11 protein-coding genes are annotated in these 13,074 nt (G+C 65.6%); all 11 read right to left on the minus strand.

Going from position 1 to position 13,074, the window contains the following annotated elements:
* Positions 1-3 precede the first annotated feature (3 nt).
* Positions 4-1,224, minus strand: coding sequence for a M24 family metallopeptidase (locus C7450_RS07140; protein WP_110373700.1), 1,221 nt, complete (start codon positions 1,222-1,224; stop codon positions 4-6).
* Entirely contained in the window at positions 1,224-3,191 is a 1,968-nt protein-coding gene (locus tag C7450_RS07145) for a hydantoinase B/oxoprolinase family protein (RefSeq protein ID WP_110373701.1), read from the minus strand. Before C7450_RS07145 ends, C7450_RS07140 begins: the two co-directional genes overlap by 1 nt.
* A complete protein-coding gene (locus C7450_RS07150) occupies positions 3,188-5,257 on the minus strand; it encodes a hydantoinase/oxoprolinase family protein (protein WP_110373702.1) in 2,070 nt (689 codons plus the stop codon). The genes C7450_RS07145 and C7450_RS07150 overlap by 4 nt, the downstream gene beginning before the upstream one ends.
* The gene (locus C7450_RS07155) at positions 5,254-6,087 is read right to left on the minus strand and encodes an ABC transporter permease (RefSeq protein ID WP_170147115.1); all 834 of its coding nucleotides are present in this window, start codon (positions 6,085-6,087) and stop codon (positions 5,254-5,256) included. The genes C7450_RS07150 and C7450_RS07155 overlap by 4 nt, the downstream gene beginning before the upstream one ends.
* A 4-nt stretch (positions 6,088-6,091) precedes the next feature.
* The gene (locus C7450_RS07160; protein ID WP_110373704.1) at positions 6,092-6,970 is read right to left on the minus strand and encodes an ABC transporter permease; all 879 of its coding nucleotides are present in this window, start codon (positions 6,968-6,970) and stop codon (positions 6,092-6,094) included.
* Entirely contained in the window at positions 6,967-8,049 is a 1,083-nt protein-coding gene (locus tag C7450_RS07165; RefSeq protein ID WP_110373705.1) for an ABC transporter ATP-binding protein, read from the minus strand. Before C7450_RS07165 ends, C7450_RS07160 begins: the two co-directional genes overlap by 4 nt.
* Before the next feature lie 75 nt (positions 8,050-8,124).
* Positions 8,125-9,228 (minus strand): ABC transporter substrate-binding protein, encoded by a 1,104-nt coding sequence (locus C7450_RS07170; protein ID WP_110373706.1) that lies wholly within the window; start codon positions 9,226-9,228, stop codon positions 8,125-8,127.
* Positions 9,229-9,868: 640 nt separating this feature from the next.
* On the minus strand, positions 9,869-10,492 hold the full coding sequence (locus C7450_RS07175) for a UbiX family flavin prenyltransferase (RefSeq protein WP_110373707.1): 624 nt from the start codon (positions 10,490-10,492) through the stop codon (positions 9,869-9,871).
* A 7-nt stretch (positions 10,493-10,499) separates the two neighbouring features.
* Positions 10,500-11,477 (minus strand): ABC transporter substrate-binding protein, encoded by a 978-nt coding sequence (locus C7450_RS07180; protein WP_170147116.1) that lies wholly within the window; start codon positions 11,475-11,477, stop codon positions 10,500-10,502.
* Between the two features lie 38 nt (positions 11,478-11,515).
* Positions 11,516-12,295, minus strand: coding sequence for an ABC transporter ATP-binding protein (locus C7450_RS07185; protein ID WP_110373709.1), 780 nt, complete (start codon positions 12,293-12,295; stop codon positions 11,516-11,518).
* Positions 12,292-13,074 (minus strand): ABC transporter permease, encoded by a 783-nt coding sequence (locus tag C7450_RS07190; RefSeq protein WP_110373710.1) that lies wholly within the window; start codon positions 13,072-13,074, stop codon positions 12,292-12,294. The genes C7450_RS07185 and C7450_RS07190 overlap by 4 nt, the downstream gene beginning before the upstream one ends.

Genomic DNA, 13,074 nt, shown 5'->3' on the forward strand with positions numbered 1-13,074 from the left:
GCATCAAACGGTCGCCATCATGAAGTCGCGCGGCAAGCTCGTCAGCTTGTCATGCCCGGTCTCCGTGATGACGAAGCATTCCTCCACCTGAAAGCCTCCCAAACCCTTTACATAGAGCGGGGTCTCCAGGGCAATGACCATGCCGGGCTCCAGCACGCGTGTTTCGACGGGGGAAAGATAGGGCGCCTGTTCGCCGAGCCCCAACCCCATGGCGTGGCCGATGTGGCCGCGTGTGTACCAATCGAGCCCCGATTGGCGCACCGCATTCTGTCCCGCATGGAAGATGTCGCACATCGCGACGCCCGGGCGCATGAGGGTGATGGCGGCATCCATGCCGGCGCAGATCGCATCCATGATGCGGCGCATCTCGTCCGTGGGTGGCGCGAAGAGCAAGGTCCGCCCGGTGTCGGAACCGTATCCCTGGATCGAGACGCCGCAGTCGAAGAAAACGGCCTCATTCCCGGTGATGCGCGGCCCGGCGGCGATCGTCGGCGAAATGTCGGCGCCGATGGAGGCGGTCACGCGCGTCCCCATGAAGCCGAGATCCGGAAACGCCGCGGCGCGCCGGGCGCAGGCGCTATCGTAGATCATCTTCAGACCGGTGGTATCGAGCCCGCCGAGCGGCGTCGCCACCACCGTGCGCAGGCCGTCCTCGGCGAAGGTCGTCGCCTCCCTGATGCAATCGATCTCGAAGGGCGATTTGATCGCGCGCAGATCGGTGAACACGCTGGAACATTCGACGAAGGTCGCGTTCGGCAGTTTGGCTTGCAACATGGCAAATGCCGCCGCCGACACGAGGTTCATCTCGATGCCGATGCGCCCGCTAGCCAGTCCCCGCTCGATGGCGGCATCGGCCAGCGTCGCCATATTGCGGGCAAGATCGAAACGCGGGCTCGGTTTGGGCTCACGTGCCGCGGTGCCGGCGCGGATGTCTGCGATGTCACCGATTTCGAGCCAGAGCGGGAACGACCGGATATCGGGGATGGCGCTGTTGGCGCGCGCCGCATCCTCCACCCAGCTTGCGACGATGATCATGCTGGTCCGCGCGGGATCCGCGGGGATCAGCGCGAGCGATGCGCCGGGATTGTCGAAATAGTTCTGGAAGCTCGTGACATAGTGGAAATTGGCGCCGCCCCAGGCAATGACCGCGTCGAGCCGGGCTGCCTCCATCAAGCTGCGGAACCGTGCCATGTCGCAGGGTCTGGACTGGGGCTGTGCGTTCATCACTGGATTGCCTCATGCGTCATGTCTGCGATCATGGCATCGATCTCCGCGCGGCCGCAGATCTCGCCGGCGCGCAGGCTGGCCTGGATGCGGGCTTCAAGGGGGGCACGCACCGCATCCCGCACAGCGGAGGGCAGGGCGAGAAGCGCCATGATCAGGTCATGCTGCACCGTCTCCGGCCACTGGCGCTCGAAGTCCGCCCGGGCGTCGCCCTTATTGGTGCCGGACGTGGGCCGATGCGCGCTGCGCAGAGCCCCGGTCGCGGCCGCGTCGACGACATTGCCGTCGATCGCCACGCCGTAGCCCGACCGGGCGGCGTCCGCGCTGATATGGGCGTCCAGCACATCGTCAAGGACATGCTGGGGGTCGCGCAGGAAGGGATCGCCATAGCCGCCGCCGGTGGGCGAGACGAATTCCACGACGTCGTTGCGCCCGAGCTCCACCAGATCGATCTGGCCGAGCGGTTTTGCCTCCCCGCCGGGGTTGAGCGTCACGCGCGTGTTGGCACCGGGCGCCCCGCCGAGCGCCCCCCACGCATTGAAGCGAAAACGTTCCAGGCCCCGGGCCGTCAGGACGGTGCCGGCCTGGAGGTTGCGCATGCGGAAGCGGATGCCCGCGCCGCCGCGCCGTTGGCCGGGCGCGGCGCTGTCGGTCGCATAGCCGTATTCCTCGACCAGAACCGGCATTTCCGCCTCCAGCACTTCGTTGGGCACATTGCGCAGCCAACCGCCGGTGAAGCTCGTCCCGTCGATACCATCCTGGACCGGCCGGCCGCCGGAGCCGCCCGACAGCGGCTGGGCGACCGTGATGCGCCGCTGGCCGGTGCCCGGATCGACGTTGGAGACGAGGATGATTGCGATCGCCCCCGCGCTGTTGGCGGGCGTCACCGCGGGAAGCGCCTGGCCGAGGCAGGCCATGATGCAGTCCATGACCCGGATGAAGGTCGCCGCGCGCACGCCATAGGCCCGGCCGGGATCCGGATTGACGATGGTGCCGCGCGGCAGCACCATCGAGAGCGGCCGCGTGAGGCCCGAGTTGTAGGGGATTTCCGGATCGAGCGTGCGGAAGTAGTTCAGGATGGCGAGGCTCAGCATGTAGTGACCGGGCTGGCCATAGGTCGGCAGGTTGAAGGCCGCTTTCACCTGGATGTCGGATCCCGTGAAGTCGAGCGCGATTTCGTCACCGCGGACCTCCATGGTGAGCGCGATGCGGATGGGCCGGGCGTTGCCGTCGCCGATCTCCATATAGTCGGACGCACTGTAGCGGCCGTCCGGAATGCTGGCGATGATCTTGCGGGCGCGCGCTTCCGCGCTGGCCAGCAAGTCCTCGATGCCATGACGCACCGCATCACGGCCATAGCGCTTCGCGAGTTCCTTGACGCGACGGTCGGCCGTCGCCAGCGAGGCGAGTTCCGCTTTGATGTCGCCCCAGTTCTGGTCGGGAATCCGGCAATTGGTCAGGATGAGCTTGACGATATCGTCGTTGATGCGGCCGGCGCGCACGAGCTTCAGGGGAGGAATACGCAATCCCTCCTGCCAGACATCGGTTGCGACCGGCGTGATGGAGCCGGGCACGCGCCCGCCGACATCCGAGGAATGGATGAAGTTGAAGGCGAAGGCGATGATTTCGCCATCGACGAAGATCGGCCGCCAGACCCATATGTCGGGCAGATGGGTGGACAGCCCCCGGGTGGTGTCGGGGTCATTGGCGATGCACACATCGCCGTCCTCGTAGTCGTCGAAGGCGCCGATCGCCTCCCAGCCGGGCAGGCCGACCATCAGGCTCACCGAGGTCTCGGTCGGTGCGGCAAGAACCTCGCCGGACGGCGCGACGAGACAGGCCCCGAAGTCGGATGTCTCCTTCACGAAGACGGTGAAGCCGGTGCGCAGCGTCACCGACGCCATTTCCTCGACGATCGCCTGGAAGCGGTTGCGGAAGATCTCGAGTTGGACCGGGCTCGTTTTCATGCCTCGTCTCCCGGAGCGCGCAGCCGCCCGATCAGATTGCCGAATGCATCGATCTCCGCAGTGAAATCGCCCGGCAGGTAGATCGTTGTGTCCGGCGCCTCGATGACCGCGGGGCCGTCGATGCGATGTCCGGCGGCCAATGTCGCCCGGTCGTAGAAGGCCGCCTGAACCGTTATCCCGTTCTCGATGATCGGCAGATGCCGGACAGCCTCGGGCGATGACCCCGGCGCCGCGTGACGGGTGAGCGCGGGCTGGGGCACCTTCGGCGTGATGCCGAGAACGGTGACGCGGACGTTCGTGATCTCGATCGCCCCGGCAGGATCCGAAAAGCCGTAGATCCGCTCATAGGCGGCGTGGAACGCCTCAATCAGGGCCGGCAGTCCGGACGGATCGAATGCGTCACTGTCCAGCGGGACCGTCAGGTCGAAGGACTGGCCGTGATAGCGCATATCGGCCGACAGGCGGATACGCTTCTCAAGGACCGCGATCGGCTGGTTTGCCAGCCACTGCGACGCCTCGACGACGAGTTCGTCATAGCCGGCAACAAGGGCCTGGGCGTTGGGATGACCCGCCGGCATCGTGCGGATGAAATCCTGGCGGAGGTCGGCGGCGAGGCTGCCCTGGGCACAGAGGGTTCCCGGAGACGCAGGCACCACAACCGCTTCCACGCCGATTTCGCGCGCCAGCAGGAAGGCGTGCTGCGGCCCCGCACCGCCATAGGCGAGCAGGCGGAAGTCGCGGGGATCGAGCCCCTTGCGCGCCATCAGCGGCATGAACTGGGCGAACATGTTGGCGGTCGTCACGTCCAGGATGCTCTGCGCGACTTCGGCCGTCGTCAGGCCGAGCGGTCCGGCAAGGGTGGCGAGCGCCGTCTCCGCGCGCTGGTGATCGAGCGTCAGGCCGCCGCCGAGCACCCGGCCGGGCGAATAGAGGCCCATCCGCACATAGGCGTCGGTCACGGTCGGCTTGTCGCCGCCATGGCCGTAGGACGCCGGCCCCGGCATCGCACCGGCGCTCTGCGGCCCGACCTTGAGGATGCCGGCGCTGTCGAGCCATGCGATGGAGCCGCCGCCGGCGCCGATCGAGGAAATGTCGACCGCCGGCATGATGAGGGGAAAGTCGCCGATATGGCTCTCGGTGGAATAGAGCATATCGCCGTCGATGATCGCGACATCGACGCTCGTGCCGCCCATGTCGAAGCCGATCAGCTTGCGGTTGCCGCTGGCGAGGCCGGTCATCAGAGCGCCCATGGCGCCCGAGGCCGGCCCCGACAGGAGCGTCTCGACCGGCGACCGGGCCGCCGAGGCGGCCGCCATGATGCCGCCGTTCGACTTCGTCGTCAGCACCGTCGCCTTCAGCCCGACCTCCGCCATGTCGTCGTGCAGGCGGTCGAAATAGCGGCGCATGCGGTGGCCGATGAAGGCATTGATGGCGGTCACGAGGCCGCGCTCGTATTCGCGCTGCTGGGGCCAGACCTCGTGGGAGGCGCAGACATAAAGCTCTGGCAGTTCGCGGCGCAGATGGTCGGCCAGCAGCTTCTCGTGCACGGGGTTGCGATAGGCATGCATCAAGACGATCGCGACGGATGTGACGCCCTCGGCCATGAGACCGCGCGCCGCGTCGGTCGCGGCGTCGAGGTCGAGCGGGGTGAGTATCGTGCCGTCGACGCGCAGCCGCTCATCGATCTCGCGCACATGCCGGCGTGCGACGAGCGGCTTGATCCGCTCGACATAGTAATTCGTCGGATCGGGGAGGCGCAGGCGCCCGATTTCGAGGAGATCCCGGAAGCCGCGCGTGACGAGAAGACCGGTTGTGGCGCCGTTGCGCTGCAGCAGCGTGTTCAGACCAAGCGTCGTGCCGTGGACGAAGTAGTCGATCTCGTGGGGCGCAATGCCGTGCTCTTGGCTGAGGATATTGATACCGTTGAGCACCGCCCGCGCCGGATCTGCGGGAACGGAGGGCGTCTTGAACGTCAGGAGCCGCCCGCTGTCCTCCTCGACGACGGCGAGATCGGTGAAGGTGCCGCCGATATCGACACCGAGGCGGTAGCGCGGACGATGGGTCATTGTTTGCCTGAGGTCATCATGCGAAGCAGCTCATTGCCCTTGACCGCGAAGGGAACGGCAAGAGCGATGAAGAACGTGAAGGCGATCAGGAGGGTCGAGAGCGCCGCGATCGTCGGGTCCTGGTATTGCTCGAGGAAGTGGTACATCTCCACCGGCAGGGTGTTCACGGCGGGCCGGACCACGAAGAGCGTCGTCTCCACCTCATCGAACGACGTGATGAAGGCGAAGATGCCGGAGACAAGCAGTGCCCCCTTGATCTGCGGCAGAACCGCGAGCCTGAAGGCGGCGATCGGGGAGGCGCCGAGATCGCGTGCGGCCTCCTCGACGATCGGGTCCACCTCGCCGAAGCTCACGGTGAGGATGGCGACCACGAAGGGCAGCATCAGCACGCAATGGGCGAGAATGACGCCGGTGAACGTGCCGTAGAGCCTGAGGCCCGTCGCCGTGCCCAGGGCGACGAAGAGGACAAACATCGCAAAGCCGATGGCCACGCGGGGCACGATCAGCGGTGCAAAGAGAATCGCCTTAAGGCCCGTCACGCCGCGGAGCCTGATCCGCGCGAGCGCATAGGCGATGGGCGTGCCGAGGACGAGGACGATTGCCGTCGAGATCACGCCGATGATCAGTGAGTTGACGGTGCCGCGCTGGAACGCCGGATTGGCGAGCACCTTCCTGTACCAGTCCAGCGTGAAGCCATGCGGAGGCCAGGCGTTGAAGGCGCTCGCGTTGAACGAGTTCACCACGACGATCAGGATGGGCGCGAGCATGAAGGCGAGGGTGGCCGCGAGAAAGATGTGCAAGGCCCAGCGTTTGATGGCGGATTCCTGCATCGGTCTAGTCCTGTCGCGCGGCATGGGTGGCGCGGTTGACGCGTTCCAGGACGAACAGCACCGCGAGCGCGGTTGTCAGCAGCACGATCGCCTGGACCGCCGCCATGCCCCATTCGATCAATCCGATGTTGTCATAGAGCATGCGGGACAAAGTCAGCACACGCCCCCCGCCGAGCAGGCTCGGCGTCACGAAAGCACTGATCGACAAGGCGAAGATGATCTCTGCCGCGACGATGACGCCCGGCAATGTCAAGGGCAGCGTCACCTGCCGGAAGACCGTCCAGCCGGATGCGCCGAGATCGAGCGCGGCTTCCCGGTAGACCGGCGGCACTTGGGTCATGATGTTGAGAATGGGCAGCACCGCATAGGGCAAGAGCACATGCACCAGGGCGATGATGACGCCCGTCTCGTTGAACACCATGCGATAGGGACCAAGGCCGAAAAGGCCAAAGGTCTGGTTGACGAACCCGGTATCCGACAAGAGCAGCAGCCAGCCGTAGGAACGTGAGATCACGCTGACGAGGAGGGGCGAGAACAGTGCCACATAGGCGACGACGAGATAGAAGCGATTGCGCACGCGCAGGAGGGCGGCGGCCGTCGGATAGGCGATGAGAATGGTGATGACCGTGGACAGTGCGGCGAGCTGGACACTGCTCCAGATGACACGCCAGTTGAAGGGGTCGCCCAGGAATTGCGACCAGACCGACAGGCCCAATCCCGCCCCGGTGGTATCGCGCAGGTTCAGCGAATAGGCCCCCAGCAACGCCATCGCCGCCACGAAGGGAAGCACGACGCAGATGAAGCCCGGGCCGAGCAGCAGCCCGAGCCGCGCGCCGCGCGACAGCCTGCGTCCGCTGGCGGGAGCCGCCGCGACGGCGCTCATTCGACGTCCTCCGCGACCGTCGTGCTGCGGATCGACACGGCGGCATCCTTGCCCCAGCCGAGCCTGACCGCCGTTCCCTCGGCGAGCGGCGGGGTATCGGCGAGCGCCTGGACGAACAGGATCCGGCCATCGGCGATCCGCATGCGGTAGAGCACCGTCGCGCCGAGGAACTCGACCTCTGCGACGGTGGCATCGATACCATTGGCCATCGGCGTCTTCGGCGCGATCACGATGCGCTCGGGCCGCAGCGAAAGGACCGTGCGGCCGTTGTCCGCGGGGGCGTCCGCGTCGTCGAGGACGACCGACAGAGCCCCATCTGTGACGCGGGCCTCGCCGCCGGCGAAGGTGGCCTCGCCCGCGATCAGGTTCGTGCGCCCGATGAAGCTCGCGACGAAGCTCGTCGCCGAATGAAGGTACATGTCGGCCGGCGAGCCGATCTGCTCGACGCGACCCTCGTTCATCACCGCCAGCCGGTCCGACAGCGTGAGCGCCTCGGCCTGGTTATGCGTGACATAGATGAAGGTGGTGCCTGTCGACCGCTGGATCCTCTTCAACTCGCGCTGCAGCCGGAGCTGCAGCTTGAGATCGAGCGCGCCAAGCGGTTCGTCGAGAAGCAGCACCGCCGGGGCGTTGACCAGCGCCCGCGCGATGGCGACGCGCTGCTGCTGCCCGCCCGACAATTCCGTGACACGGCGGCGCTCGAACCCCGCGAGGCTGACCACATCCAGCATGTCATCGACCCGCCGCGCAATCTCCGGGCGCGGCAGGCCCTTGAGCTTCAGCCCGAAAGCGATGTTGTCGAATACGTCGAGATGCGGAAACAGCGCCAGTTTCTGGAACACGAGATTCGTCGGCCGCCGGTTGATCGGCACATCATTCATGCGTTCGCCGCGAATGAGGAGGTCACCCGAGGTGGGGGTTTCCAGCCCGGCGATCATGCGCAGCGTCGTCGTCTTGCCGCAGCCCGAAGGACCAAGCAGCGAAAAGAATTCGCCCTGATTGACGGACAGGTCGATGGATTTGACGACCCGCTCGGAGCCGAAGACTTTCTCGACCGCCTTCAGCACAACATCGGCCATTGGTTGTTCCTGACCCTTCACCGGGATAAGGGAATGCCGCCGCGGGAAACGCAGCGGCACCCGTGTCGCGCTGCGTTACATGTTCGCCTTCACGCGCTTGTTCCACATATCCGCCCATTTCGGGCCGTTCGCGGCGATCTTGGCGTAGTCGAGCTGAATGGCGGATGCGATCGCCTTCGGCTGGATGGTGGGATCCGCAGCGACGCTGTCGGGCAGCTTGACGTTATCCATGAGGGGGATGACGTCCGCCGTCAGGCAGTAGTCGAGCACGTTCTCGGGCGACAGCGAGATATTGATGAGGTCGCGGCAGACGGGGAGCTGCGTCTCGCTTGTGCCGTTCACGAGCTGGAAGCCTTCCGGGAACGCCACTTGTCCCTCGCGCGGCATCGCATATCCGATGGGCGCGCCCGCCTTGGCCCAGGGCAAGGCGACGCCCCGGAAATGCGGTGCCAGGACCACCTCTCCCGACACCAGCAGCTGCTGCATTTGGGCGTTCGATGTCACCATGGAATGGAACTGGCCCGCGCGCGCGGCCTTCTCGTACAGGGCGATGGCGGGCTCGATGTTATCCTCGCTGCCGCCATGGAGTTTCGCGATGACGACAAGCCCGTTGCCCGGCCAGAAGCCGTCAAACAGCGCAATCTTGCCCTTGAGCGCCGGATCGAACAGGGCGTCCCAGCTATCCGGGACCGACTGGCCGAAGTATTTCGTGTTGTAGACGAGCCCGCCGGCATCCATGCAGAAGAACGCGCCGAGATCCCCCTTCTGCCGGAATTGCGGCAGAATGTGAGCCACGTTCGGCACGGTTGCCGGGTCGATCGGCAGCCACATGTCGACAAGCCGGCCGCGCTCGGAGGCATCGAGATTGAAGAAGCCCAGGTTGAGGAGCGGCGCCTTGGGGTCGATGTCGCGCGAAGCGGCGAGCTTGGGATAGGTCGCCCCGTTCGTTCCGGCAATGATGTCGATGGTGACGCCCGGATGCGCCTTCACATACTCGGCCGCGATACGACGGGGAACCGGCTCCTGCGCGCCTGTCCAGATGAACTGGGTGACCTTCGTCGCCGCCTGGGCCGAACTCCTGCCCGGCAGGAGGCTCGATAAGCCGGCACCGGCGGCGCCTGCCAGCATCGCGCGGCGGCTGATTGCTGAACGGGCGCCGGATTTGTCTATGGCTGTCATTATTATGTCCTTTCACGGGTTGCCGGCGTTGCCGCCGGTCTTGTCAAAGGCGGCTGTTCCCTGCGCGCCCCTCTGGAACGTCTTGACGGCGTGTAGAGCCCGGCGGCGTGTCGGGACATGGGAGATGTCGTGATCGAGCCCGCAAAGCGCGTCTGGGGAGGACGCGTGTCTCCGCTCGGCCTGAAATGAGGGTGACCTTACAAGCCTTCAGCATCTCCACGACGGTGTCCGCGCCGTTCATGCGCTTATCACCTGACAGACCGCTACTCCTCACCCGCGTTCAACTCTGTATGCGCATCATTATACAGCTCGGAATAATGGTCAATATCGCACCGTGTCGAATTTGCGCGCGGCCCAACGACGGGGCTTGCGCGCCGGTCAACTGATGGTGCGCAGGTCGCGTCACGGTGATCAGGAAGATGTCGCTCCAGCGCCATGACCCGCGGCACGGGTTGGGCATGACGGCACCTACCGGCAAGGCGAGGTTGGCTGGCTGGTGTATGCCTCAGGCGGCACTGCGCAATACGCCTGGATCACGACAGATCAGCTGGGGCGGAGAATCGGAATGAGCGTAAGGGGGCCAGGGCACGGCCGCGTGGTCTGGTGTCCGCGGCCCCGTGCCCCGCCTCTTTAGCCGGCTCTAGATGTGGTCAGCATCAGGGCCTCGTGGATCGCGCGGCTCGCCCCAGCGGCGAACGGTGCCGGTGTCGATGTCGAAGAGATCGAGCGCCCGGCCGACGCTATGGGCGACCATCTCGTCGAGATCCCGGGGCTTCGCGTAGAAGGCGGGTACAGGCGGCATGACGATGGCGCCCATCTCAGTCACCTGGGTCATGCTGCGCAGATGCCCGAGATGCAGCGGCGTCTCGCGAACCATGAGGACGAGGCGCCGTCGTTCCTTGAGGACGACGTCGGCGGCACGGCTCAACAGCCCCGCGGTCACGCCGCTGGCGATTTCCGACAGGCTGCGGATCGAGCACGGCGCGACCAGCATACCCATCGTCCGGAACGACCCGGAGGATATCGGCGCGCCGATATCTTCCGCCTTGTAGACGACACCCGCCAGGGCATGAACCTCAGCCACTTTCAGCGACATTTCATGGGCGAGCGTGATCTGCGCCGAGCGGGTCATCACGAGATGCGTCTCGATGCCAAGCCGGCGCAGGATTTCGAGCGCCCGCACGCCGTAGACGATGCCGGAGGCGCCGCTGATGCCGACGATCAGCCGGCGCGGACCCTCACCGTCGTGCGTTGCGCGTGTCATTGTCGTCTCACATCTTCGGCAGGAAGTCGTTGGTGTAGAAGACCGAGACGTCGTCAACGGTCTTCGTCAGACCGCCGTAGTCCTTCATCAGGGTCTGCGCCTCTTCCCAACGCTGCTTGCTGGAATAGCCGATCCCGTGCGTCTTGGTGTCCGGGGTCTCCAGCAGGGGCGCGGTCGCCTTGAGCTTGGCGACCTCGACTTCGGCCTTCAGCGAAGGCGCGCGCTTGATGAGCGCGGCGACGGCTTCCTCGGGATGCTCGATGGCGTAGCGATAGGCGCGGATGCTGGCCTTGACGAAGCCGGCGACCACCTTCGGCGAGGAGGCGATCGTGTCCTTATGCGCGGCGATGCCGTCGCCCATCGTGTCGATGCCGAATTCCGAATAGGCGAAGCACTGGACCTCGTTATTCGTCGTCGCCGCCAGCCCGATATAGGAATCGTTCGTGAAGCCGGTGATGGCCTGCGCGCGTTTTGCCAGGAAGGTCTGGGTGCGGGTGCCGCCATCGGACGCGACGATCTGCACGGCATTGCGCTGCACGTTGTTCTTGGCGAGGAGCGCATAGAGCATCGTGGTGGTCGTGTCGCCCTGCAGCGTCGCCACCACCTTGCCGACGAGATCGGACGGCTTGGTGATGTTCTGGTCCTTCCAGCTGATCAGCGCGTTGGGGCTCACCTGGTAGATCTGGGCGACCGTGCGCACCGGCATGCCCTGGGCCGCGCCCAGCATGAGGGACGGCGGATCGACGATGGTGAAGGTGTCCTGCCCGCTTGCCACGAGCTGCATGGAGGAGGTGACGCCCTTGCCTTCCAGGACCTCCACATCGAGCCCTTCCTCGCGGTAGAAGCCCTTGTCCACGCCGAGGAGATAAGGGGAGCGATGGCCGTTGTAGTTGAAGGCCAGCCGGACGGTCGCCTTGGTGAGGCCTTGAGCGCGGGCGAAGCCGCCTGTCAACCCGAAGGTGCCGGCAGCAACGGTGCCGGCCATGAATGAACGCCTGGAAAACATGTGGTCTTACCCCTCTGTCAGTATTTCTTGAGAACGCCGTGACGCTCGAAGAGATGGCGCACATGCGCCACGATCTCGACGAAACGTCGCGATTCCATGGTCTCGGGCCTGCGTGGAAAGGGCAGGTCGACCTCGACAATCTCCGCGATCCGTCCGGGACGCGGGGTCATCACCAGAACGCGCTGCGCGAGCAGGATCGCCTCCTGGATATCGTGCGTGACGAACATCACGCTCTTGCGCTCCCTCAGCCAGAGCTGGTGGAGCTCCATCACCATCTGCTCGCGCGTCAGGGCATCGAGCGCGCCGAAGGGCTCGTCCATGAGAAGGAGCGGCGGGTTGTGGATGAGCGCCCGGCAGATGGACACGCGCTGGCGCATGCCGCCCGATAGCTCATACGGGTATTTGTCCTCGAAGCCGGCGAGGCCGACGAGTGCCAGCAGATCGCGCGCCTTCTGCTCGTAAGCTTTCAGATCAAGCCCGCGGATCTGCGGCTGGATCATGACGTTGTCGAGAACCCGCCGCCAGTCGAGCAGCACGTCTGTCTGGAAGACGATGCCGATATCGGTCACGGGGCGATCGATGCGCCGTCCCGCTTGCTCGACCGTTCCGGAGGTCGGGAACTCGAGGCCCGAGGCAAGCGACAGCAGCGTGCTCTTGCCGCAGCCACTCGGCCCGAGAATGGAGAGGAACTCACCCTCGGCGATGCGAAAATCGATGCCGTCCAGCGCCTGCACCGGCCCGCTTGCCGTGCGGTAGATCTTGCCGACCTCGGTCAGCGCGAGTGCCGCCGCGGTCATGGGCTGCCTCCATGCTTCAGGCGCTGCGACACATGCCAGGGCAGCGCCCAGCGCTCGACGCGATCGACCAGTGCGAACAGGGCGACGCCCATGAGGCTCAGCACCACGAGCACGGTGAAGGACAAGGTGACGTCAAGCGCCCCGTTGGCGACGATCAGCTGGTAGCCGAGGCCACGGTCGGCCGCGACGAACTCGCCGACGATGGCCCCGACGATGGCAAGCGTGCTCGCCACTTTGACGCCGGCGAAGATATGCGGCAACGCCGCCGGGACCTGGAAATTCACGAAGGTCTGCCAGCGCGAGGCGCCCATGGAACGGGCCAACCAGCTCACTTCCTTCGGGGCGGAGCGAAAGCCGACCAGGGAATCGACGACGATCGGGAAGAAGCAGATCAGGAAGGCGATGAGCACCTTCGGCATCAGGCCGAAGCCGAACCACACGACGAGCAGCGGCGCGATGGCGACCTTCGGGATGGTCTGCGAGGCGACCAGCACGGGATAGAGCATCCGCTCAAAAATCCGGATCTGCGCGAGGAGCGCTGCGAGCGGAATGCTCACGACGATCGCGAGGACGAAGCCGATGACGACCTCGAGTGTGGTGGCAGCGAAATGGTAGAGAAGCTGGTCCCAATCGGTGAAAAGACGCTGTGCGATTGCTGAGGGCGGGGGGAGGAGATAGGCCGGCACGCCCCCAATCCTGACGCCTGTTTCCCAGACGATGAGGATGAGAAGGCCAACGATCGGGCCATCAAGCGAGGTGGGAATACGGAATCGGTCCAT

This window comes from Chelatococcus asaccharovorans, from assembly GCF_003201475.1.
GTDB lineage: Bacteria > Pseudomonadota > Alphaproteobacteria > Rhizobiales > Beijerinckiaceae > Chelatococcus > Chelatococcus asaccharovorans.

Bases quoted from the DNA above. Each gene is read 5' to 3' on its own strand.
- C7450_RS07140 (WP_110373700.1), bottom strand. From the start codon at position 1,224: ATGAACGCACAGCCCCAGTCCAGACCCTGCGACATGGCACGGTTCCGC.
- C7450_RS07145 (WP_110373701.1), bottom strand. From the start codon at position 3,191: ATGAAAACGAGCCCGGTCCAACTCGAGATCTTCCGCAACCGCTTCCAG.
- C7450_RS07150 (WP_110373702.1), bottom strand. From the start codon at position 5,257: ATGACCCATCGTCCGCGCTACCGCCTCGGTGTCGATATCGGCGGCACC.
- C7450_RS07155 (WP_170147115.1), bottom strand. From the start codon at position 6,087: ATGCAGGAATCCGCCATCAAACGCTGGGCCTTGCACATCTTTCTCGCG.
- C7450_RS07160 (WP_110373704.1), bottom strand. From the start codon at position 6,970: ATGAGCGCCGTCGCGGCGGCTCCCGCCAGCGGACGCAGGCTGTCGCGC.
- C7450_RS07165 (WP_110373705.1), bottom strand. From the start codon at position 8,049: ATGGCCGATGTTGTGCTGAAGGCGGTCGAGAAAGTCTTCGGCTCCGAG.
- C7450_RS07170 (WP_110373706.1), bottom strand. From the start codon at position 9,228: ATGACAGCCATAGACAAATCCGGCGCCCGTTCAGCAATCAGCCGCCGC.
- C7450_RS07175 (WP_110373707.1), bottom strand. From the start codon at position 10,492: ATGACACGCGCAACGCACGACGGTGAGGGTCCGCGCCGGCTGATCGTC.
- C7450_RS07180 (WP_170147116.1), bottom strand. From the start codon at position 11,477: ATGGCCGGCACCGTTGCTGCCGGCACCTTCGGGTTGACAGGCGGCTTC.
- C7450_RS07185 (WP_110373709.1), bottom strand. From the start codon at position 12,295: ATGACCGCGGCGGCACTCGCGCTGACCGAGGTCGGCAAGATCTACCGC.
- C7450_RS07190 (WP_110373710.1), bottom strand. From the start codon at position 13,074: ATGGACCGATTCCGTATTCCCACCTCGCTTGATGGCCCGATCGTTGGC.